A 23,021-nucleotide genomic window follows, 5' to 3' on the forward strand; every position below is an offset into this window, starting at 1 on the left:
TAAGTGTCCAACCAGGCATGGCATCGATCATCGATCATCCGGCATTCCAGCCTCGCCCAACCCTCGCGCAATTCGCAAAAGGCGGTCAGTGGGAAGCCGCGTGGGCGTTCGGGATCGACGATGCGCCATCGCCCGAACAAGTCCGCGACTATCTCGACGGCGCCACCGAAGTGGCGTTCGAGGCGTTCTTCGATTTCGCGTTCTTCGGCATTCGGTTGCGCGGAATAGCGCAGGAAACGGTGCGACGCGCCGTTGAATGTGTGGCCGCGTTCAGAAGCGCAGTGGACGGTGCAAGCTTTTTTACAGACCTGTCTCGCCGCCTCGAACTCGACACACTGGGCCACGATCTTAAGTTTGTAGAAGTGGGCGCGGTCAACGCGTGGCGCTCGGTGGGGCCATTCAGAATCGACCGGTTGATTGACTTCTCGGAGGGCTTCGACCCGTTGTGGCGTTCGCTTAGCGCGAGTTCCGTCGGAAGCGATGTCTTGCACAGGAAGGCAATCGAATTCGCGTACGATTTGCCCGTGCCGCACTGGTTCGCGCTACCCGTCAGCTTGCCTACAGCGCCATTTCAGCTCGACTCGGATTTGCTGCGGGAAGCCGCGAGCGCGGTGCTGAGCGCGGATTAGTGCTATCCAAGGATACGGACGCTCGACGGTTCCGCGTTCAAGGCACCTCCCACCACCGAGGCAGCAATCGCCTCACCTCCGCGCGCCGATACCGATCGTCGATCAAATGCAGTACCCCGACATCCGTTTCTGTCCGAATGACTCGCCCCGCCGCCTGCACGATTTTCTGTAGCCCCGGATAGAGATAAACGTAGTCGTACCCGCAACCGAATTTCGCGTCCATCTTCCGGCGCATTTCTTCATTGACTTCGTTGACCTGCGGTAGCCCGAGCGTGGCGACGAACGCCCCGATCAGTTGATCGCCGACCAGGTCCACCCCTTCCGAAAACGCGCCGCCGAGTACCGCCAGTCCGATCCCGCAATGTCCCGAACCGGCCGCCCGGAACCGTGCGAGAAACGCATCGCGAGCGGCTTCGTCCATGCCGGGCGCTTGTGTCCAGATCGGCACGTCTGGGTAATGCGTTTGCATTGAATCTGCAATCCGCTGCAAATAATCGAAGCTGCTCAGAAACCCCAGATAGTTGCCCGGCCGCGACGCGTATTGCCGTGCCATCAAATCGACGATCGGTCTAAGCGAGCGCTCCCGATCGCGCCAACGCGTGGAGACATGCGCGGCGACATGGATCTTCAACTGCTGCGCGCGAAACGGTCCTTCGACGTCGATCGCAGCGGTCGTGTCCGGCAAGCCGAGCATGTCCCGATAGAACCGCTCAGGCGCGAACGTGCCCGAAAACATGACGGTCGCGTGCGCCGCGGCATGTCGCGCCGACAGAAAATGCGCAGGCACGACGTTGCGCACGCAAAGCGTCGATTGCCGCCGCTCTTGCTGCGCGGTGCCCATACCGCGCAAGTGAACATCGAATACCGAGTGCTCGCCGAATTGTTCGGATAACGAAACAAAATGCATGGCGTCGAAGAAGATGCGCAGCAATGTATCGTCGAGCGAGAGCGGTGCATCGGCGAGGTGATCGGTCACCGCACCGATCAGATTTTGCGCGGCCGACAGCAGCCGCTCCGGTACGTCGGTATACGCTTGATAAGCGTTCGTTTGCGCGCGATTGAGCGCGTTCCATTCGCGCTGCAATCGTTGCAGCGGCTTCTTCAATACGCTGGGCGCAGCCTTGCTCGCGGCCTTGAACGCAGCTTGCTCGATTTCCGCCGTATACATCTTCCGTCCGCGCTCGAGCAGGTTGTGCGCTTCGTCGACCAGCACAGCCACCCGCCATTGATTGACGCGCGTCAGCGCGTGAAGCAGCGCGCTGCTGTCGTAGTAGTAGTTGTAATCGCCAACGACGATATCGCACCATCGCGCGAGCTCTTGCGCGAGGTAATAAGGACACACCTCATGCGCCGACGCGGCTTGGCGCACCGTGTCGCGATCGAGACGACGGTTGGCGAGCGCAGCCTCGCGGGCGCTTGGGAGCCGGTCATAAAAGCCGCTCGCTAAAGGACACGATTCGCCGTGGCATGACTTGTCGGGATGTTCGCAGGCTTTATCTCGCGCCACGAGCTCGAGCGTACGCAACGGCAATGCGTTGTCGGCCCGATGTAACGCGTCGATTGCATCGAGCGCCAACGCCCGACCGGGCGTTTTGGCGGTGAGGAAGAACACGCGCTCCACGTGGCCTTGGCCGCATGCCTTCAACGCGGGAAACAGCGTGGCGAGCGTTTTGCCGATGCCGGTCGGCGCCTGTGCCATCAACGCGCGCCCATCGCGTGCGGCGCGATAGACGGCAACGGCCAACTCGCGCTGCCCGTTTCGAAACGCCCCGTAGGGAAACGACAAACGCGCGAGTGCCGCGTCGCGCGCGCCACGATGCTCGGCCTCCTTTCGTGCCCAATCGAGAAATCGCTCGCACTGTTGCTCGAACAGCGTCCGCAGCGTAGCCGCGTCGTGCGTCTGCGTGAACACGGTTTCCTTGCGCGAACCGATGTCGAAGTAGACGAGCGCGACGTTCAATTGCGCGAGCCCTCGTGCCTCGCACAGCAAATGGCCATACACGAGCGCCTGCGCCCAATGCAGCGCACGATGGTTATCCGGCATCGTCTGAAGCTGGCCGCGATAAGTTTTGATTTCCTCGAGCCGATTCAGCGCTGGGTCGTATCCGTCCGCTCGGCCTCGTACGGTCAATGTGCCGTAAGTTCCGCTCAGCGTCACCTCGGCTTCGTATCCGGCTTGGCGTCGCGAGGTGACCGTGGCGTGCCCTTCGATACCTTCGAGCGCGGTGGGCGATGGCGTGAAACGCAGATCGAGGTCGCCGCGCTTCGCGGTAAATTCGCATAGCGTCCGAACGGCTACGACGTAGTTCATGCCGTTGCCTGCTGTTCGTCGGCGTTGCGCTGGACCTCGCCATGCTGCCTCCAACGAACGTCGATCACACGCACCGGCATGCCATGCGCGATGCAATAGCGCAGCCAGCGCGTCTGGTTGTCTTGCAATTTGTCGCCGGGGCCTTTGACTTCGATGAGTTCGTAGCGTTTTTCTTGCGGCCAGAATCGGACGAGGTCGGGCAATCCCGATCGATTCTCGCGAATGTCGGCCAGTAGCCGCGTGAACCACAGCTTCAGATGGGCGGCGGGCAAGCAGTCCAACGCCAATTCGAGCAGCTCGGGCGTGAGCATGCCCCAGAACACGAACGGCGATTGCACGCCGGCCTTTTGTTCGAAGTGGCGGCGGATGGTCGCGCGGTAGGCTCCGGTATCGAGCTGCGAGAGACAGTGTGCGAACGCTACGCTGCGCCGTGCCATGAAATCGGGCGCGTGCAGATCGGCCGGCCCGCGTTGAAACGGGTGAAAGAAGGCGCCCGGAACGGGGGCGAAGACGGCTTCCCAGCACAGCAAGCCGATGAGCGAGTTGATGAGCCCGTTCTCGACGTAAAAGACCGGGGCCGCATCGGTGCCCAGGTGATCGCGAGCGACATACTCCACCGAGAACGGTTCGTCGGGGTACGGCAAGACGAGCGTTTCTCGTTCGATGTCGGTTTCCCTGACGGGACGTTCGGCCGGCAGCCCGAGGGCCCGGCGCAATCTCGGCATCATTCTGGCGACCCGTTGACCTTCCGCTTCGCTTTCCGGTTCGCGAAGCGCCTGTGCTGCCAGTTCGAACGCGGCGGAAAATTGGCCGTCGCGTTCGAGTACGCGGACGCGGCGGTGCCGCGCGCCCGGCCACGCGCTGCGGGCATAGGCGTCGAGCGCGAGCGGCCAATGAGCGAAACGTTCGGCGTGTTTGCCTACGCGGAACAGCAGCTTCGCCCGGCGGGTTTCAAGCCATGGATTGTCGATTTCGATGGCGGTCGCGCCTGCAATCGCGGCTGCGAAGTCGCTTGCATCGACGAGCGAATCGAGCGCCGTCGCGCAAGCATGCAGCGAAAGATAAGCATCGATGTCGGCCCGCTCGCGAAACGCCCGAGCGGAAGGCGGAAACGGCACGCACTCGTATTGATAGACGCCCAGATCGGCGAGCACGAACTCCGACCAGTCTTGATGGAGGTTGCCGAAGAACATGAGCCGCAAGCGCTCGCACAGCGGGTCGATCGCGGTGCGCATGGCGCAATCCGTCGTATCGGCGGCCCACTCGGCGTAACGGCGCGGCTCGGGGTAGTCGGCGCGCAGCGCCTCGAGCCAGGCCGATTTGCGCGCGGGCTTGTCGCCCTTCGTCGCAGGAAATATCTTCGAGAGTTCCGGGCGCGTCGCGACGGCGAAGAGTTCGTCGATCGTCAAGGCGGTGTCGGCATCGACCCATCCGAGTGCGGCCAAGGGGGCAGCCGCAGCCCACGGGCAGCCGATTTCCTCGTAGACGAGGCGACTCGCCCGAAACAGCGGCCCTTGCCGCATCAGCATCCGAACGAAGAGTGCGCGCGAAGGGTGCGGCAAGCCGGAGAAGGCTTGCAAGAACGCGCGCTCGCCGCCGTCGAGCAGGCCGTCGTAGCGCTCGGCGATCCATTCGAGCGCGCGCTCGAAGTTCAGCAGGTAGTACGTCGAGTAGGGCGACGGGGCGGGGGACGACACCACGGCTCGGTAGGGCTGTATAAATGTACAGGGATGATAGCAAATTTCCGACGGTCGACGATGGTGTGCGGCAAGCGCCTGCTTACCCGAAGCCCCGCAAGGGCGGCGATAATAGGCGCCCGCCGTCGCGTCGGCACGGCGGCGTCGACTCACTTCACTTCATCACACCGGAATCCTATGGATGCATCCGCGCGTATCTTGCGTTTCTTAAGCAATCGTCCCCGTATCTTCATCGGTGCGGCACTGGGCGTCCTCGCCTTCATCGTCGCGCCTTGGCATCTGCGGCCGATTCAACGCCCGCTGTTCGCATGGGACATCGGAATGTGGGCGTATCTCGTGCTGATCTGGGTTCGCATGGTGACAGCCAGCCCGGCCGACGTGCAGCGTGTGGCCGAGCGCGAGGACGAAGGCGCAACCGCGGTCCTCTCGATCATTACCGCGGCGGCGATCGCGAGCGTCGTGGCCATCGTGGTCGAGTTATCGTCCGCCAAAGGGCTTGGGGCGGCGCAGGCGAGCATCAACTATGCGCTGACCGGCGCAACCATGATCGGTGCATGGCTGCTGATCCCTACGGTATTTACGCTGGAGTATGCGCGCTATTACCACCAAGCCGGCGAGGGCGAGGCTTCCCTGAAGTTTCCGAATGACGACGAACCGCTCGACTACTGGGACTTCATGTACTTCTCTTTCACGATTGCGGTGGCGTCGCAGACTTCCGATGTGTCCGTCTGCTCGCGGCGCGCCAGACGGACCGCGTTAGCACAGTCGATTCTGTCGTTTTTCTTCAATGCCGCGGTGATCGGCCTATGCGTCAATATCGCCGCGGGATTGCTCGGGTCATGAACCGCCGATAGCGGCGAGATCCCCTGAGATACCAATAGCGACTGTGCGAAATGGGGATGAGAGGAGAGTCGATCGCTGGCCGTTGAGTAGGTCGAGTGTTGTCCGCGAGCGCGGCGGCATGTGCCCGATTAGGTGTTTTCGGTCATTTTTGTCGCTGTCGTTGCTCCGCTTCGGGCAACACGGCATATTCGGCTAGCACAATTGTCGAATTCGACGCCTCTCCCTTCGCACTCATATGCGCATTCAATTAAAAGCAGTTCGGTCGGCGCCATGAAACCGCGCGCGCTTGTGATCGAGCCAGACCTGTCGGGATATCGCTGGCGTTATGTTCAGTGGACGATCGAAGCCCTTGTCGAAGCCGGGTACGATTGCACGCTATGGACTGAGCCGCAGCATCGCAACCATCCGCTGACGCTGGGTTATGAGGTATCGCGCTCCGCGGTACGCATCGTGAGTCATCGCGACGGCAGCCATCGATTCTCGTTTCCGCATGCGGTTTTGAAAGCGGGCAAAACGGGCATCGGTTTGTACGCGGCTTTTGCATCGATTTATCGTCGTGTCAGCCAGTCGGAACCGGTCGATCTCGTTGTCGTACCCGACGGCGATTTCATCCTCGATGCGGTGGGTATGCTCGGCTCGCCGTTCGGCGCGACGCGCTGGATGTGCATTGCCATGCGCCAATGGTTTCATTTACGGGAGATGGGCGTGGGCGCACCGCGCCGCCCGTTCCTTGCGGCCGTGCGCAAGCGGCTGTTCCATCGGGCATTGCTCGGCGGAAATCTAGCGGCTGTCTTGACGATCGATCCGATGCTTTCCGTCTGGCATGCGAAGTCGCCGTTGAGCGGACAATGCCCGCCGGTTCATTACTTGGCGGCACCGTTTGCGGATGTCGAATACGTCGAGCGGCACGAAGCAAGAATGCGTTTGGGTATCGGGGAAGAACGCTGCATTCTCGTATATGGGTCGATTTCGGACCGTAAGGGTATTAAAGAGCTTTTGTATGCCTGCATGAAGCGCAGCGAGCATCCGCTGATCGTTATCGCCGGCGAGCAGACGAAAGACGTGCGCGCGTTCATGGCGTCGATCGGTGGCGGTTTGTTCAGCCGAGTTCGCGTATTCGACCAATTCATTTCGCCCGAGATGGAGGCCGATCTGTTTTGCGCATGCGACGCCGTGTGGGTGGGTTACAAGGGACACTACGGTATGAGCGACGTGCTCGCTCAGGCGCGCCGATATGGGAAAACCGTCATTGCCACCGATTCCGGGTTGATCGGATGGTTCGCGAAGCGCGATCGGCTCGGGCCCTTGCTTCGCAGCCTATCGGCCGCCTCCATCAATGCGGCGATCGACGAAGCATTCGAGCTGTCCGGCAACGCCCCCTCGGCGCCGCAATCGGACGCCGACGAATCGCTGCTCGCGCGCGATACGGTCGATCGCTTCAAAAAGATCGTCCAAACCGCATCGATGAGCAGTTGAGATAGCATCGTTCGCCAAAGCGCCGCGAGACGGTGCCCGGCAAGCTGTTCGGCGAACGATTTCTTCTATTCGCCGATACTTGCCGGGGTGCGATCAGGCGGTGCCGCCGCGTCGGTCAGATCGTTGTTCGCGCATGCCGCAGGCGGTATTCCGTGGGCGAGACGGTGAGCCGCTTGCGAAACATTTTGGCCAAATTGTCGCCATTGCGCATGCCGCTATGCCGGGCGATGACATCCACGGGAAGTTTCGTCTCGGCCAGCAAGCGTCGAGTCAACTCGAGGCGCGCTTGCAGCAAGAACTCCGACGGCGTCGTGCCCATCTCGCGCTTGAAATGGCGCAAATAGTTTCGCTGGCTCATGGCAGCCACGCGCGCGGCGTCGACGATCGTAATGTCTTGTTCGCAATTGGCCAGAAGCCAACGGGCGGATTCCCGCACTTGCTCGCTGGTACTGCGATGGCTCGTGCGGCTGAGCTTCGGCAGTAGGACGCGGCTCGTGCCGGGCATCAGGCGCTCGGCAATTTTCATGGCGACGTCTAGCCCGAAATCCCGCTTGACTTGAAAAAGCGCCAAACAGAGCAGGCGATGCTGATCGTCGCCAGCGCCTTGTACGTACCCGGCTGCGCTGCGCGAGTCCAGCGCCGACGTCCAAGCGTCCGGGCTACCGAACTTCTTCTGGCGGTGGGCGTCGATCGAAGCGAGCGCAGCCTGGCTCACGATCGGCTCGATCCGGTCCGTCCTTTGATAAATCACGCGCAGCCAGCGCACGAACGGATTATCGCGCGCGGCCAGCGCGGCACCTGCGTCGCCCACGATGATGAGTGTGTGCAAATCGCCCAAATGGCGCGCTTCCAATCGGTCGGTGGAGACGCGTGCCGACGACGAGCACATTACGTCTCCGCCGTCGATCGAAAGCAAGCGCACGCTATACAGATTTGTCTTTCTGGTTCCATTCCCGCCAAGCTCGTTGGCGACGTCGAAAACTTCGGCGACCATGCCCGCAGTCATGAAGGAAAAGCCCTTGAATAGCAGTAGTCCGATTTGCTTGCAGCGAGGAGTGGGTTCGTCGCTTTCGGCCTCCATGGGCTCAACGTGGTGTCGTATGTCGCTATTTTTTTCGATTTTTTCAATCATCATGACCGGCTCCTAGGTTCCTATATGCGCGCGATTATTGCTTCTAGACTATTTACGAGGTTTTTGTTTCATTTTTTTTGTTTATTTTCGTGGACCGGCTTGCGCCGATGCGAAATAGCTTCAAAATACCGTACCTGCGGCGGGCTCGAAATACGCGGATTGGCTTGCTGAGCCTGGTGTCTCGGCTCGATTCTCGCGCCATCTTGGCGCGCGATTGGGGCCGATTAGGGCCCTTAAGGCGATCCCGGATTTCGCGTGTTCTTCCCCTTTGGGGCGGTGGTGGACATATAGGTGTCCTCGGTGTCGATAATAAAAGGAGGCGCGTTAAATTTCCACATAAAAACTATTGAGTCGAAATGTAACCTGTAAGGCTTTGTCGGCATCCACTATCAAAACTGTCAGCTTTGCATTATTTTTTGGTTTTTGTAGAAACGCGCCAGGCGGCATGCGTTTGAACTAAACGCGTGCGTAAGAACTGCAAGATGGGGCCGCAATCCCGTGCCGCCGGTCGGTATGTCCGTCAATCAGAAAGAATAGAAAGGTGGGGCCGGCGGGGCTGCGGATGCGATGCACTCGACGACGGATCCACTTGCGCGGAAATATGCCGTGCCCACTAATGTTGCGCAACCACACCCTTTAAAATGGCGGATAAATACTATTCCGGCGCGAAAGTCGGACTATTCCACCATGACTAAACTGCCATTTGGGCATTGCGCGGGAAGGCCGGCGCCGGGTAGCGGTTTGGAAGGAGATGCGCAGGAGAGGCGCTAATCCGCGAAGTGGCGGATTTCTATTGGCATTGGCGGGGAATTAGTGGCACACGCTGAACGGCGGCCGGAGGGGCCGCCGTGGGTTCATTCCGGCTTCAGCGCATCGCCGGCGTTTCCTTCGCACGCAGATCGAATACGAGCACTTGTGCGTCGCTGCCTTTCGTCAGCGTCAGCGACGTTTCTCCGCGCAGCTTCGCGCCGTCGCCGGCGCTCAGCGCCATGCCGTTGAGCGTCACGCTTCCCTGGGCCACATGCACATAGGCATAACGGTCGCTCGCGAGCGCGAGCGATACCGTTTCCTCGCCGTCCAGTTGCGTGGCATAAACGCGCGCGTCTTGCCTCAGCGCAAGCGAGCCATCGGCGCCGTCCGGAGAGAGCATCAAGCGCAATGTGCCCCGCTTTTCCTCCGGGCTGACGTGCATCTGCTGATACCGAGGCGGTGCGCCGAGCGCCGATTCCGACGGCAGCATCCAGATCTGCAAGAAATGGACGGGATGCTCGGGCGAAGGGTTGTACTCGCTATGCGCAACGCCGGTTCCCGCACTCATGAGTTGTACGTCGCCGGGGACGATCGTCGAGCCGTTGCCCATCGAATCGCGATGTTCGAGCGCGCCGTCGAGCACGTACGAAAAAATCTCCATGTCGCGGTGCGGATGGCGGCCGAAGCCGCGACCGGCGGCGACGCGGTCGTCGTTGATGACGAGCAAATCGGAGAACCCGACCTGTTCGGGATCGAAGTACTGCGCGAACGAGAAGGTATGGCGTGAACTGAGCCAGCCGTGCTCCGCGATGCCGCGATCGGCCGAGCGCCTGATTTCGATCATTGTCATTCTCCGAAACGTTAGGACACCAAACGGATACAGCGCTGTAGGTGTCGATGGCTGGCAGTCTATGCCAACGCCTCGGTCGCTAGAAGACGCGTGGGACAGACTCACTGTCTCACGGGTGGAACAATGCGCGCTCCGCGGCTCGCGCGATAGCCGAGACGGCAGGGGCACGAAATTGCGCCGCAACTTTCATCTATGCATTGACACGCTATCGGCAAACATATCCGGCCCGTTTTGGCTCAGATAGCGCCAGAGCCGTTCGGCGACGGGCCCGTGGGGGCGGTCGCTGCGGCGAGCGGCGACGATCTTTTCGCGCGCCCCGGGCAGATGCCGTCCAGCCAGCGATCGCAGCCGCTCGAGACGCAAATCGTCTTCGATCAAATAACGCGGCAGATGTCCCCAGCCCAAGCCCTGCAGAATGATTTCCCGCTTCATCGATTGATCGCTGACCGTGCATTGCGGGGCGCCCTCGACCACGAAGTAGTCGCGCGTAGGGGTGTGTCGCGCGGTATCGCGCATCACGCATTGCGTGAGTTCGCGCAAGTGCTCGGGTTTGACCGACTTGGGCAACCGCTCCGGCATCAGCGTCGGCGCGATCACCGGCACGAGTTCGACTTCGCATAGGCCGATCGATTCGATCCGAGGATCGCGCTTGTCGACCCGATGCACGATCAAATCGGCGTCGCCGTCGAGCAGGCGCTCCAGCGGCCCGGCGACGGCTTCGACATGCAAATGGAGCCGCGTGCCCGGACATGCAGCGAAAAAGCGCGAAAGCAGGGCGAGCGTTTGCGGGCGGGGGCATAGGTCGCCGATCACGACGTGCAATTCGCTCTCCTCGCCCATCGAGAGTTGCGTCGCGTAGGCGCGCAGGCCCGCGAATTCGGTCAACAGCGTCTGCGCCTTGCGATGGAACGCCCGGCCGTCGGCGGTCATGCGGACGCGGTAGCCGCTGCGGTCGAGCAAGGCGAGTCCGAGCTGCCGTTCGAGGCGTGCGACGGCCGCGAACACGGCCGGGTGGGAGCGATGCAACGCCGAAGCCGCGGCTTGGAAGCCGCCGGCGCGCACGACGGCATCGAAGCACTGCACATCGTGAAGCGTGAATTCGTTCATATCGATCGGGCGAACTCTAAACGTTTCGGGTACATAGAGGGGGGTTACAAAGAATATCAAAACTTTGTAATGTCTTTCCGCACGCCGCGACACTACGATGCTTCCGTCGAACCCAACCTATGAACGAGGAGCAGGCAACCATGGAAGGTCTATCGTTTTTCACGGCCGGCGACGGTGTCCGGATCGCCTATCGCTTGGACGGGCGCGAAGCGGCGCCGCTGTTGATGCTGTCCAACTCCATCGCCACGTCGCAGCATATGTGGGACACGTCGATGCCGGAACTCGTCCGGCACTTCTGCGTATTGCGCTACGACACGCGCGGTCACGGCGCCTCCGATGCGCCCGCCGGGGCCTATTCGATCGATCGCCTCGGTCGCGATGCCATCGAACTGCTCGATGCGCTGCGGATCGAGCGCGTGCATTTCTTGGGGCTGTCGCTCGGGGGCATGATCGGACAGTGGCTCGGGATCCGTGCGCCGGAGCGGATCGACCGGCTGATTCTGAGCAACACCTCGGCGTATCTCGGGCCGGCGGACTACTTCGATCGACGCATCGCCGAATTGGCGGAGATCGACGATATGCGCGAGACGGCCGAAGGGTTCGTCCGCAATTGGCTGCCCGCATCGATGATCGAGCGCCGGCTGCCTATCGTCGAGGCGTTTCGGAAGATGGTGCTGGAAACGTCGCCGCAAGGGCTGGCCGGATGCTTTGCCGCGGTACGCGATCTCGACTTCAGGCGGACCGTCGCGCTCGTCGATCGGCCGACGCTCGTCATCGCGGGGGAAAACGATACGGTGACGTTGGCGAGTCATGGCGAAGCGATCGCTGCCGCGATCGAGGGCGCACGGTATGTGGCCTTGCCGTGCGTGCACTTGCCGAACGTGGAGCAGGAGCAAGCGTTTGTCGCCGCCGTGCGCGCGTTCTTGCTCTAAGCGCGAGCGACGCGGGTCCTGACTTGTCCGGGACCGAACCGGCGCGAGCGTGCCCGCTAAGCGGCGCGCGGCGTGGATTGGCCGGCAGCGGGGTGGTCGTCGCCGGCTTGCGTTTGCAGCATCGCGACGGTGCGTCCCGCGTCGCGCCATGCGTCGATTCCGCCCTTGAGCGGCAACACGTCGAGGAAGCCGGCCTCGGTCATCTTCTTCGCCATCCAGGCCGCCGATACTTCGTTCGGACACGAGCAATAGATGACGATTTTTTGTTTCGGGCTGTACGCCGCGACGATTTCGTCGAGTTTGCGTTCGTCGGCGAAACGCGCACCGGGAATCACGTAGGGGTCGAGCCGCCGCTTTTCGTCCGATCGGATATCGAGGATCACGGGCGCCGTTTCGCCCAGCATCAGCGCGTAAAGTTCGTCGACGTCGATCCGCGCCTCGGCCAGCTTGCGCATGAACGCGCGTCGCCTGAACCAGCGATAAGCCGCATAGAGGGCGAGCAGCGCGGCGATGACGGGAAGGCTCGCATGCCCCAGGCGGGCGATGCCGGCGAATAGCCAATCGACCTGACGCGAGACGAGGACGCCCACACCTAAACCGAGCGTCGCCCAAATCGCGGCGCCGATCCCGTCGTGCGCGACGAATGCCCGATAGGGCGTGCCGACGGCGCCGGCCATCGGCACGGAAAGCAGCGACAAGCCCGGCACGAGTTTCGACACGGTTAGCACGCGCACGCCCCATCGACCGAAGAAGCGCTCTGTCTTTTTGACGCACGTGTCGCGCGATAGCGACAAGCGGCACAGCGTCTTGAGCGTGGCGCCGCCATAGACGCGGCCCGCGAGGAACCAAACGCTGTCGCCGATGACCGAAGCGATCACGGCCAGCGCGAGGACGAGCAGGATTTGCGCGCCGATCGACGCGGGGTGGAGTGCGGCCATGGCGCCGAACAGCACCAGCGTGGGCATGGCCGGCACCGGCAGGCCGAGCGACGCGGCCAGCGCGTTGACGAAGACGAGCGCTGGGCCGTAGCGCGCGACCAAGTCCTGAAGCATTGGGGTGACCTCGCGAGAACGCACCGCCCGAGATGGCGGAATGCGCCGATTATGCCGCGTTCCCTGTTCGGCTGCTGCGTTGTGTCGCCCCCTTACTGCATCGTGTCGCGTCGTGTTCGGCATAAGTAGGAGCGATCATTGGGCACTAGAAGATCGATGACCCATAATCGACACGGGCGGCCTCGCGCGATTTCGCGCGGGGGATATTCGGGAGCGCGGAATGCGACGGGTATTACAAATAGCTTTCGTTTGCGTGGGGCTTTCGTGCTCGCAAGCACGCGTTTGGGCGCAAACGCCGGATACGGTTCAACTCGAAGACCTGACTTGGACAGAACTGCGCGCGCAAATCGCGGCGGGCAAGACGACGATCGTCATCCCCATCGGCGGCACCGAGCAAAGCGGCCCGTACGTGGCGCTCGGCAAGCACAATGCGCGCGTGCAGTGGCTCGCCACCCGCATTGCTCGCGGGCTCGGCAATGCCCTGGTGGCGCCGGTCGTCGCCTACGTACCGGAGGGCGGCTATTCGCCGCAAACCTCCCATATGCGTTTTCCGGGCACGATTACGGTACCGGATGACGTGTTCGAGAAAACCTTGGAATCCGCCGCCAACAGTTTCGAGGTGCACGGGTTCAAGAACGTGGTGTTCCTCGGCGATCACGGCGGGTATCAGAGCGATCTGAAGCAAGTGGTCGCGCGTCTGAACAAGGCATGGGCCGGCACGCATGCTCGGGCATTCGTGCCGCCCGAGTATTACGAAGCGAGTTCCGACGGATACGCGCGCATGTTGCGCGAAAAAGGCTATCGCGACGACCAGATCGGCACGCATGCAGGGCTCGCCGATACGGCGCTGCTGCTGGCGGTCGCGCCGCAGATGGTCCGCGTCGATGCCATGCGGACGGCCCCGAAGCCCGGGCCCGCGGATGGCGTCTATGGCGGCGACCCGCGAGGCGCGACCGCGGCGTTGGGGCGTCTCGGTATCGACGCGATCGTCGCCAAGACCATCGAGGCGATTCGCAAGGAGACGGCGAGCCGCTGAGCGTCATCGATTGCCGCGCGGGTTGGGCGTCGCGTGCGCCGCCTGCTCTAAACAACGGGAGGAGTGATGAGTTCGAAGGGCGTTCGCCAGACGAAGCTAGCTGCATCGATCGGCGCCTTGGCGCTCGGCGCATGGATAGCACTCGTACCGGCCGGAGCATGGGCGGCGACCGTGCAGACGGTGCCGGGTATGCCGAGCGTGGTCGATCCGTCGAATTTATATAGCGAGGCGGGCGTCGATCGTTTGAGCCCGGCCGTAAAAGGGGCGCTGCCGAGGGTCTATGTTCCGAATCTGCGCTCCGACGATGTCTACGTCATCGATCCGGCGACGCTTAAGGTTGTCGACAAATTTCCGGTTGGACGCAGCCCGCAGCACATCGTGCCTTCCTGGGACTTGAAAACCCTGTGGGTGACGAACAATGCGGAAGGGCGCACCGATGGCAGCCTGACGCCGATCGATACGATGACGGGCAAGCCCGGCAAGGCGGTCGCCGTGGACGACCCCTACAACATGTACTTCACGCCCGACGGCAGGCAGGCCATCGTCGTGGCCGAAGCGCATGCGCGGCTCGATTTTCGCGATCCGCATACGATGCGGCTGGAGTCGAGCCTCGATGTGCCCGATTGCAAGGGCATCAATCACGCCGATTTTTCGATCGACGGCCGGTACGCGATCTTTACTTGCGAGTTCGGCGGCAAGCTCGCGAAGATCGACATGGTGAACCGCAAGGTGCTCGGTTATTTAGTGCTCCGAAAGAATGGGATGCCGCAGGATATCCGCATCTCGCCCGACGGACGGGTGTTCTATGTCGCCGATATGATGGCCGACGGCGTGTATCTCATCGATGGCGACAGCTTCGCGAAGATCGGCTTCATCGAGACGGGCGTGGGCACGCACGGCCTGTATCCGAGCCGAGACGGCACCAAGCTCTACATCGCGAACCGCGGATCGAATCTCGTCCATGGCCCGCGCCGCGGAAAAGGCAGCGTCTCGGTGCTCGATTTCGCGACGCGAAAAATCGTCGCGAACTGGCCGATTCCAGGAGGGGGCAGCCCCGATATGGGCAATGTCAGCGTCGACGGTACGACGCTCTGGTTATCGGGGCGATTCGACGATGTCGTCTACGCGATCGACACGGCCACGGGCGACATCAAGCAGATCGCCGTCGGCATGGAGCCGCACGGGCTTACGGTCTGGCCGCAGCCGGGGCGCTATTCGCTCGGGCATACGGGCAATATGCGGTAGGGGCGGCGGCTAAGGCGAAGGACCGATCGAAGGCGAGCCGGCCGCGCGTTATCGCGGCCGCTCGCTCGCGGCAGCGGTCGCTTAGGCGCCGCGTTTAGCGGGGCGCAGCGCATAGGCGCCGTCGCCGAGCAAGAACAGGACGACGAGCGCGACCGCCCAAAACGCGGGGTATTCCCACCCTCCGCCCTTATTCGTGAAGAGCCAGCCGTTCGCGCCGTGCACGAGCACGATCGTCCCGAGCATTTCGAGCGCAAGCGGTACCGCGACCCAAGAGGCGTACACGCCGAGGATCAAAGCAAACCCGCCGAGCAGCTCGAGCGCGATCGTCAAATAGGCCGCGATGGCGGGCAAGCCGAGCGAAGCGAAATAGCCCACGAAGCCTGGCACGCTGAACACAAACAGCTTCAGACCGACGTGAGCGAGAAAGAGAATGCCGAGGCTGACTCGAAGCAGCAGCGCGGCCAGCGGAGCGGTTTTGTCGTTGGTCATGATGGTCATCGTTGACGGTTGAGAACGGTCGGGTCGGCCCGCGCCTTCGGTGGGAAGCGGGTGTTTCACCGACGAATTGCGCCACGATACGGGCCGCGGCGCGCGCCGACAACTCGGCTATGATTCATCCATCATTTACTGTGGGTTGATGATCGGATGGATACGTTGACGAGCATGCGCGTTTTTCGGCTGGCGGTGGAGGCTAAGAGTTTCGCCGCGGCGGCCCGTCGGCTCGACATGTCGCCCGCGATGGCGAGCAAGCACGTGATGCATCTCGAGCGCCGGCTGGGCACTTTGCTGCTCAACCGAACGAGCCGTCACCTGAGTTTGACCGAATCGGGGGCGACGTATTTCGACCATGTTCGTCAATTGCTCGACGAACTCGACGACGTCGAATCCGCGGTCGGGCAATCGACGGCTGCGCCCCGCGGCACGCTCAAACTGAGCGCGCCGGTGTGGATGGCCAATCCCGATTTCGTCGGTGTCCTGAACGATTACCGCGCACGCTATCCCGATGTGCGGCTCGATGTGGATTTGTCGGGCCGCTTCGTCAATCTCGTCGAAGAGGGTTTCGACCTCGCGCTGCGCGTGACGAACCCGCTGTCGTTGGGGCCGGCACTCATCGCGCGGCCGATCGGACCGGCGACCTTCCACCTCGTGGGGGCGCCCGGCTATTTGCGCAAGGCGGGGGTGCCGGGCGATGCGCAGGCGCTTGCGCACCATACGATGCTCGGCTATTCGATGTTTCCCGCTAACAATGCGATGGAAGTCGAAGGGCCGCGCGGCGTCGAAGCCTTCAAATTCGAATCCGCTTTGCAGACCAACAACGAATCGCTGCTTCGGCTCGCCGCGATCGAAGGGATGGGCTTGGCGTTTTTGCCCAAAGCCTTGATCGCGCACGATCTCGAGGCCGGTGCGCTTCAGGCGGTACTGACGGACTATCGCTTCTTCGGCACCAAGCTGTATGGGGTGTATCGCCACCGGCAATATCTATCGCCCAAAGTGCGGACCTTTCTGGATTTTCTCTGCGAGGACGCGCGGCTCCGTTAGACTGCGCGGTATCGCTAGAAAGAGATCGATTGTTCGATGGCCAATTGGATGCTTCAACTATGCGTCGCGATCGTCGCGACATCGGCATGCGGCGCCGTTGCGCGGCGGATCGGACAAGGGAAAGTTGTCGGTGAACTCGTCGCGGGGTTGCTGCTGGGGCCGTCCGTGCTCGGTGCGCTCGGCGGGCGCGGCTATGCGGCGTTGTTCACGCCGGAATCCGCTGCGTTGCTGTCGAAGCTCGGCGAACTCGGGCTCGTCTTCTTGATGTTTCAAACCGGGGCACACATCGTCGGAGATTTGCCGAAGACGCGCTCCAGTGCATGGCCCCCGCTCGCCATCGCGGTACTGGGCATGGCGTGCCCGTTGGTCATGGGCTGTGCGCTGGCCAGTGTCGGCGACGCTTCCTTCGCGCCGTCGCAAGTGCCGCACATCGCGTATGTCCTGTTTTGCGGTGTCGCGCTGTCGGTTTCCGCGTTGCCGGTGATGGCGCGGATCGTGGCGGAGGCGGGGATTGCGCAACATCCGTCGGCGCGCTTGTCGATTCTCGCGGCGACGATCACCGATGCGGTGGGCTGGCTATTGCTGGCCACCGTGGGGGCGCTCGCGAAATCGGGATTTTCAGCGGGATCGGCGTTCCACGGTTTGTTCGCGCTGGCCGCCTTCTTTGCCGTGTCGGTCACGATCGTGCGCCTGGCGATGCAAGGGTTGATCGACGCCGCGAAACGCTGGAGCGGCGAATCCGCGATGCTCGTGGTTGCGCTGTGCTACGTGCTGCTGTCGGCCTGGGCCGCGACGACGTTCGGCTTTCATAGCGCATTCGGTGCACTCGTGGCCGCAGTCAATCTTTCTCGTCGGCACGATTTGCTCGAACTGTGGCAACGCCGGTTCTCGGGACTCGCAGACCTCGTTTTAACGCCGCTGTTTTTCGTTTCGGCGGGCATGCAGGCGTCGATTTCGGCACTGAATTCGCCGATGCTGTGGGGATGGCTCGCGCTCTTTTTTGTGGTCGGCGTGGCCGGCAAATACGGCGGATGCTATGCCGGGGCGCGGCTGTGCGGGATCGATCGCGATCGATCGCATTTGATCGCCGTGCTGATGAACTGCCGTGGCACCGTCGAACTCATGGTGCTCAGTATCGGCCTGCAATTGCAGTTGATTTCTTCCTCGCTGTATACGGTCTTGCTTATCGCGACGCTGACGATGACGGCGGCTAGCGCGCAACTCGTTCATCGCTGGGCTCGTCGTCGCCAGCCTGTTCGGTTTGCGATACCGGGCGTCGACCGATAAGCGCGCCTAACCGGGCGATGGGGCCGTGCGTCGCCGTCGCAGCACGCTGGACGCGGAAATTTTTGCCTGCGGCCTATTAGGGTTGGCAGTACGTCTTGCTGATTTCGTCGTTGTAAAGTTCATCGAGCCACACTATCTTTGCTGGGAGACTCGGCCCTGTCGAGTGCCGGTATGTATCGTTTGGGCGGCTTACACGCAGTGGAGGCGCAATGAGCATATCGGATCGACGTCATGGGCGCGCGTTGGCGGCGAGCAGCGGTTGGCTCGTCGGTATGGCGCTTTTTGCGGTCACGAGCGATGCAAGCGCGCAAAGCACGGTTCAGCTTTACGGCATCGTCGATGACGCGCTCACGTTCGCCACCAACGCAAACGGCGGCCGCGCCTGGGCGCAAACCAGCGGCGTCGGGCAATCCGATCGCTGGGGGCTGCGCGCGGTCGAGCCGCTCGGCAATGGGTGGCGTGCCGTCATGCGCCTCGAAAACGGATTCACGCTCAACGACGGCCGATTCTCTCAAGGCGGGCTCGAATTCGGCCGCCAAGCGTTCGTCGGCCTCGCGAACGATCGCTTAGGGACGCTCACCTTCGGCCGTCAGTACGACTTCATGTCGACGAATCTGACGCAATTCGCGGCGGGTACGTTGACGCCCTCGGTATTCGCCTTTCATCTCGGCGACCTCGACCGGCTCGGGGCGGAGCGCCTCGACAATTCGGTTCGCTATGTCACGCCTACGCTCGGCGGCCTGCAATTCGGTGCGCTCTATGCGTTCGGCGGACAGCCCGGCAATTTCGTCGCGAACAGCGCCGTGGCGCTCGGTGCCACCTACGCGCACGGTGCGTTCAGCGCCGGTGCGGCCTATGTGGGTATTCACAACTACACGGCGGCGTTCGGTATCGGCACGACAGTGCTCGGGACGCGGCTCGTGGGGACGGGGCCGCAAGGGCTATTGTCGCCGTTCCAGGTGTTCGACAAGCTGTCGGTGTCGGGCATCGGGGCGGGATACCAATGGGGGCCCGCGTTCTTACACGGACTCTTCACGCTCGTCGATTTCCGTCAGAAGGGCGCGAGCGCGGCGCTGAGAACCGCCGAAGGCGGCGTCAAGTATTCGATGACGCATGCGCTTTCGCTGGCGGGCAGCTATGCCTACTCGAAGCTCGGGCCGGCGCATTGGAATCAATTCGTGGCTGGTATCGATTACGCCCTCTCCAAACGGACGGACATTTACTGCAATACCGTATTGTTGCGCGCGAGTAACGGCGTTCGGGCGCAATTGTTTACTTTGCCGGCGTCCACGTCGGATTCGCAAACGGTCGTTTCAATCGGCATGCGCCATCTCTTCTAACGGTCGCTATTACCGTTTTTTCGTCGAATCGCTTCCGCTATGTCGCTTCTCCTCGTCAGCATTGGCTGACAAGCCCCTAAGAGGGTTTGTGGCGATAGGGTTTCTTTGACTTGAATCAAACTCGCTCAACGTTATCCTTCGTACAAAAGAGCCTATAAGAACAGTTGCTTCCAATACGGCGTCCGACGATTCGCTCGGGTGGCCGCTTCACTTCATCGCTCGTATTGTCGAGCGCGTGCGCCGGCACCAATGAGTCGGATAACCGACCGCTCCGGTCATCGATTGACGAACGTTTGCAGCGCCTAGCGCGGCCGTCGGGGCCTTGCGCTCGGTCGCCATGCGCGCATCGGTCCGAGATGCGGCAATTTGGGGAAATGAAGTGCGCGAGGTATTTGATTTTCTGCGGCGCGTGAGCCGCGATTGGTTCGCCCAAGGCTTGGCCCTTGGCGTGCTGGCGCTCGCGCTGACCATTACGCTAACGGTCTATTCGATCTGCGGGCAATTCGTTCGCCGTGAAGCGAGCCTGCGCTTCGAGAACGATTCGCGCAGTGTCGAACAGCAAATCGCGGTACGCGTGCGCTTATATACCGATGTGCTCGTGACGATGCGCGCGCTATTCGGTGAAGACGGCAACGTGACACGCGCCGAATTTCGCGATTTCGTCACGGGTCTGGATTTGCCCGGCCGATATCCGGGGTTTCAGACATTGAACTATGCGGCTTACGTGCGCGCCGCCAATTTGCCTTCGTTCGTGCTCGCGCAACGCCAGGATGCGCTGCTCAAGCAGGCCGGTATCGATTTTTCGGTGCATCCGTCCGCGCTTCGCGACGGCTACGATGTGCTGACTTACCTGGAGCCGCTCCTGCTCAATCGCGAGGCGGTCGGGCTCGATCTCGACGCCGCGCCGCAACGGCGCGCCGCCATGGAACGGCTGCGCGACAGCGGCGAGGCGATCAGTAGCGGGCGCTTGATTCTCGACGACCGCGGCGCGCGATTCGTCGGCTTGGCGATGCGCATGCCTGTCTATCGCAAGGGCATGCCGACGGCAACCGTCGATGAGCGGCGGCTGGCCTATATCGGGTCGGTCGGAGCCGGTATTCGCGTCAACGACATGATGGACGGGTTGCTGAGCGCCGAGACGCTGCGCGTTATCCGCTTTAAGATTTACGACGCCGGCAGCCTGAGCGCCCCGGCCGTCGCGGGCTCGAGCGGGTCCTTGCTCTACGACAGCATCGACGGCGCAGCACTGGCCCGGCCGGGAATGGCGGCCGGCGCATCGCGCGCCGCGGCTGCCATCGTCGCTCGCGCGCCGCGTGTCGTGCGGGCGACGCGACCCGCCACGCTGGAACGGACGGCGGAGCAACCGTTCGCGGGGCGGCGCTGGGTCATCGTGTTTTCGGCCCGTATGGAGGCCCTCAACGGCACGCAGCAGGTGTTGCCCGAGGTTGCATTCGTCGCCGGCGTCATCATCAGCGTCTTGTTGTCCGGCTTGGCCTATGCGCTGTCCAGTTCGCGCTCGCGGGCGGTCAGGCTGGCCGACAAGATCACCTACGACCTGCGCGATAGCGAAGCGGCGCGCGCCGAAGCGCAGCGGATCGCGCATCTCGGCGATTGGCGCGCCAACCTCGATGAGGGCGGGACCCATCTGTCCAGGGAGATGGCGCGCATGGTCGGTTTGCGGCAGCCTACGCAAACGATCAAGGCGCTGTTGCGAACGATCGATCCTCGCGATCGGCGGGCGCTGCTCGAGCAGGCGTGGCGCACGCTGGCGACGCGCGACGCGTTCGAGCTGGAGTGCCGCTATCGCTCGCGGCGCGGTCGGCACGGTTGGCTGCGCGTGATCGGCCATGCTTATGGCACGGGGCAAACCCGTGCATTGCGAGGAACCGCGCTCGAGATCACGAAACAGAAATCGATCGAACGCGCGCGCGATCTCGAGCACGCTTTCACGCTCTACCTCGCCACGGCCGGCAATGAGTTCGATGTCTGCCGGCATCTGATCGAATCGATCGTGAAAGGCATGGATTGGGATGGGGGCACGTTCCGGCCGACGCCCGCGGGGACCAAGCAGTTGCTGTGCGCGACCTCGACGGCAGCGGATAGCGACTTCGAAACTTGGCTCGTGGTGCATGGGCCGAACGTCGTGATCGAAGACGATGCGCCGCCCGCGCCGAGGTGGAGCGTGACCGGGCATGGCGCGACACGTACGGCCAGCGATGGTTGGCTGGCCGATGCGGGCATCTGCACGACGTTCTCGTTCGCGTTGCGCTTAGGCTCGGTGGTGGTCGGCGTGGCCGAGTTCTATGCGCGCGAACGGCGTCACGCGGAGCCGCAGGCGCTGGTCATGGCGCGCTCGATCGTCAGTCAGATGAGCCACTTCCTCCAGCGCCGCCAGGCCGAGGACAACCTGCACTTCCTAGCCACGCACGACGCGCTCACCGGGTTGCCCAATCGCTTGATGTTTCGCGAGCATCTGGACGAACTTTTGGCTCGCGCGCGCGCCGATGCCACGGCGTTGCACGTGCTCTTCATCGATCTCGATCGCTTCAAGGACGTCAACGATTCGCTCGGGCACAACGTCGGCGATCTGCTCCTGCGTTCCGTCGTGGCGCGCCTGCACGACGCGTTATCGGAAGCCGAGATGATCGCGCGGCTCGGCGGCGACGAATTCGTCGTGCTCGTGAAGCATCCGAGCGATGGCGTCGCCGTCGTCATCGACACCATCGACGCGATCCAAGCGGCGCTCGCGCACCCGTTCTCGGTCAGCGGATCGCAGTTGCAAGTGAGCGCGAGCATCGGCGTGAGTTCGTTCCCCGGCGACGGCGACGATGCCCAGACGCTGCTCAAGCACGCCGATATGGCGATGTATGGCGCCAAGCAGCGCGGCAAGAACACGTACCAGATGTATGTGCGGCAGATGAGCATGTCGCTGCATCGGCGCGTCGAGATGGAGACGCATTTGCGGCATGCGGTCGAAAACGGCGAATTCGCGCTCGTTTATCAACCGCGGATCGACCTGCGCACGAATCATTGCACGGGCGTCGAAGCGCTGTTGCGTTGGCACAACCCGGCGCTCGGCGCGATTGCGCCAAGCGAATTCATTCCGATCGCCGAGGAAACGGGGGCGATCGTGCCGATCGGCGCATGGGTTTTGCGCGAGGCATGCCGGCAAGCGGCGCAATGGCGTGCACGCGGATTGGGGCCGATCCATGTCGCCGTGAATCTATCGGCGCGGCAGTTCGCGGATCCGCATCTTCACGAAACCATCATGGATGCGCTGGCCGAAACGCAGTTGCCCGGCGAATACCTCGAACTCGAGCTGACCGAAAGCATGGTGATGCGCCATCCCGAGCAAGCCGTACGCTGGCTCACGGCCATCAAGCGCACTGGCGTGCGTTTGTCGATCGACGATTTCGGCACGGGTTACTCGTCGCTGGCCTATCTGAATCGCTTCCCGATCGATACGGTGAAGATCGATCGGTCGTTCATTCGCAACGTGCCCGACAGCCACAGCGATACGCAGATCACGAGCGCCGTGATCGCGCTCGGGCACAGCCTCGGGTTGACCGTGATCGCTGAAGGCGCCGAAACGCAGAAGCAAATCGATTTTCTCCGCAAGGAAGGCTGCGACGAAGTGCAAGGCTACTTCTTCAGCCGCCCCATTCCCCCCGCCGACGTCGAGAGCTTTCTCGGCTCGGCGGTGGATCCCGGTCTCGCGTCTCCGACGAGATCGTCAGCCAATGGCGCCGAAGTCAGCGGACCGCAGCGCCACCATCATGTCTTGAAGGAATAGCA

17 protein-coding genes are annotated in these 23,021 nt (G+C 62.5%); 10 read left to right on the top strand and 7 right to left on the bottom strand.

Annotation, left to right across the window (positions count from 1 at the left end; translation table 11 throughout):
• Window positions 1-17 precede the first annotated feature (17 nt).
• On the top strand, window positions 18-629 hold the full coding sequence (locus ACTHN9_RS17415) for a hypothetical protein (RefSeq protein ID WP_440538020.1): 612 nt from the start codon (window positions 18-20) through the stop codon (window positions 627-629).
• Window positions 630-666: 37 nt separating this feature from the next.
• On the opposite strand, the gene ACTHN9_RS17420 is transcribed toward ACTHN9_RS17415, so the two are convergent.
• Window positions 667-2,940 (bottom strand): ATP-dependent DNA helicase, encoded by a 2,274-nt coding sequence (locus ACTHN9_RS17420; protein ID WP_440538021.1) that lies wholly within the window; start codon window positions 2,938-2,940, stop codon window positions 667-669.
• Window positions 2,937-4,637: a VRR-NUC domain-containing protein gene (locus ACTHN9_RS17425; RefSeq protein ID WP_440538022.1), complete on the bottom strand. Its 1,701-nt coding sequence runs from the start codon at window positions 4,635-4,637 to the stop codon at window positions 2,937-2,939. Before ACTHN9_RS17425 ends, ACTHN9_RS17420 begins: the two co-directional genes overlap by 4 nt.
• 177 nt (window positions 4,638-4,814) lie before the next feature.
• On the opposite strand from ACTHN9_RS17425, the gene ACTHN9_RS17430 reads away from it, so the two are divergent.
• Entirely contained in the window at window positions 4,815-5,480 is a 666-nt protein-coding gene (locus tag ACTHN9_RS17430; RefSeq protein WP_440538023.1) for a DUF1345 domain-containing protein, read from the top strand.
• A 270-nt stretch (window positions 5,481-5,750) separates the two neighbouring features.
• Entirely contained in the window at window positions 5,751-6,956 is a 1,206-nt protein-coding gene (locus tag ACTHN9_RS17435; RefSeq protein WP_440538024.1) for a glycosyltransferase, read from the top strand.
• A gap of 115 nt (window positions 6,957-7,071) precedes the next feature.
• On the opposite strand, the gene ACTHN9_RS17440 is transcribed toward ACTHN9_RS17435, so the two are convergent.
• The 3 genes from ACTHN9_RS17440 to ACTHN9_RS17450 form a co-directional block, all read right to left on the bottom strand.
• Window positions 7,072-8,091, bottom strand: coding sequence for a GlxA family transcriptional regulator (locus ACTHN9_RS17440; RefSeq protein ID WP_440538025.1), 1,020 nt, complete (start codon window positions 8,089-8,091; stop codon window positions 7,072-7,074).
• Between the two features lie 862 nt (window positions 8,092-8,953).
• Entirely contained in the window at window positions 8,954-9,682 is a 729-nt protein-coding gene (locus ACTHN9_RS17445; protein ID WP_440538026.1) for a pirin family protein, read from the bottom strand.
• A 192-nt stretch (window positions 9,683-9,874) separates the two neighbouring features.
• Entirely contained in the window at window positions 9,875-10,795 is a 921-nt protein-coding gene (locus tag ACTHN9_RS17450) for a LysR family transcriptional regulator (protein ID WP_440538027.1), read from the bottom strand.
• A gap of 140 nt (window positions 10,796-10,935) precedes the next feature.
• On the opposite strand from ACTHN9_RS17450, the gene ACTHN9_RS17455 reads away from it, so the two are divergent.
• The gene (locus tag ACTHN9_RS17455; RefSeq protein WP_440538028.1) at window positions 10,936-11,727 is read left to right on the top strand and encodes an alpha/beta fold hydrolase; all 792 of its coding nucleotides are present in this window, start codon (window positions 10,936-10,938) and stop codon (window positions 11,725-11,727) included.
• A gap of 56 nt (window positions 11,728-11,783) precedes the next feature.
• Here ACTHN9_RS17455 and ACTHN9_RS17460 read toward each other — a convergent pair whose 3' ends face one another.
• Window positions 11,784-12,779 carry a DedA family protein/thiosulfate sulfurtransferase GlpE gene (locus ACTHN9_RS17460; protein WP_440538029.1) on the bottom strand — a complete coding sequence of 332 codons (996 nt, stop codon included), beginning with the start codon at window positions 12,777-12,779 and terminating at the stop codon, window positions 11,784-11,786.
• Window positions 12,780-12,999: 220 nt separating this feature from the next.
• On the opposite strand from ACTHN9_RS17460, the gene ACTHN9_RS17465 reads away from it, so the two are divergent.
• Both ACTHN9_RS17465 and ACTHN9_RS17470 read left to right on the top strand, forming a co-directional pair.
• Complete coding sequence (locus ACTHN9_RS17465; protein WP_440538030.1) at window positions 13,000-13,815, top strand: creatininase family protein; 816 nt, start codon at window positions 13,000-13,002, stop codon at window positions 13,813-13,815.
• A 66-nt stretch (window positions 13,816-13,881) separates the two neighbouring features.
• Entirely contained in the window at window positions 13,882-15,060 is a 1,179-nt protein-coding gene (locus ACTHN9_RS17470) for a YVTN family beta-propeller repeat protein (protein ID WP_440538031.1), read from the top strand.
• 81 nt (window positions 15,061-15,141) lie between these two features.
• Here ACTHN9_RS17470 and ACTHN9_RS17475 read toward each other — a convergent pair whose 3' ends face one another.
• Complete coding sequence (locus ACTHN9_RS17475) at window positions 15,142-15,549, bottom strand: DoxX family protein (protein ID WP_440538032.1); 408 nt, start codon at window positions 15,547-15,549, stop codon at window positions 15,142-15,144.
• A gap of 156 nt (window positions 15,550-15,705) precedes the next feature.
• On the opposite strand from ACTHN9_RS17475, the gene ACTHN9_RS17480 reads away from it, so the two are divergent.
• The 4 genes from ACTHN9_RS17480 to ACTHN9_RS17495 all read left to right on the top strand — a co-directional run bounded on the left by ACTHN9_RS17480 (window position 15,706) and on the right by ACTHN9_RS17495 (window position 23,019).
• Entirely contained in the window at window positions 15,706-16,599 is an 894-nt protein-coding gene (locus ACTHN9_RS17480) for a LysR family transcriptional regulator (protein ID WP_440538033.1), read from the top strand.
• Between the two features lie 36 nt (window positions 16,600-16,635).
• The gene (locus ACTHN9_RS17485; protein WP_440538034.1) at window positions 16,636-17,886 is read left to right on the top strand and encodes a cation:proton antiporter; all 1,251 of its coding nucleotides are present in this window, start codon (window positions 16,636-16,638) and stop codon (window positions 17,884-17,886) included.
• Window positions 17,887-18,095: 209 nt separating this feature from the next.
• Window positions 18,096-19,226, top strand: coding sequence for a porin (locus ACTHN9_RS17490; RefSeq protein ID WP_440538035.1), 1,131 nt, complete (start codon window positions 18,096-18,098; stop codon window positions 19,224-19,226).
• Between the two features lie 379 nt (window positions 19,227-19,605).
• Window positions 19,606-23,019 carry a bifunctional diguanylate cyclase/phosphodiesterase gene (locus tag ACTHN9_RS17495; RefSeq protein WP_440538036.1) on the top strand — a complete coding sequence of 1,138 codons (3,414 nt, stop codon included), beginning with the start codon at window positions 19,606-19,608 and terminating at the stop codon, window positions 23,017-23,019.
• Window positions 23,020-23,021: the final 2 nt, after the last annotated feature.

Origin of the sequence: Trinickia sp. (assembly GCF_051953405.1) — a bacterium.
Lineage (GTDB): Bacteria > Pseudomonadota > Gammaproteobacteria > Burkholderiales > Burkholderiaceae > Trinickia.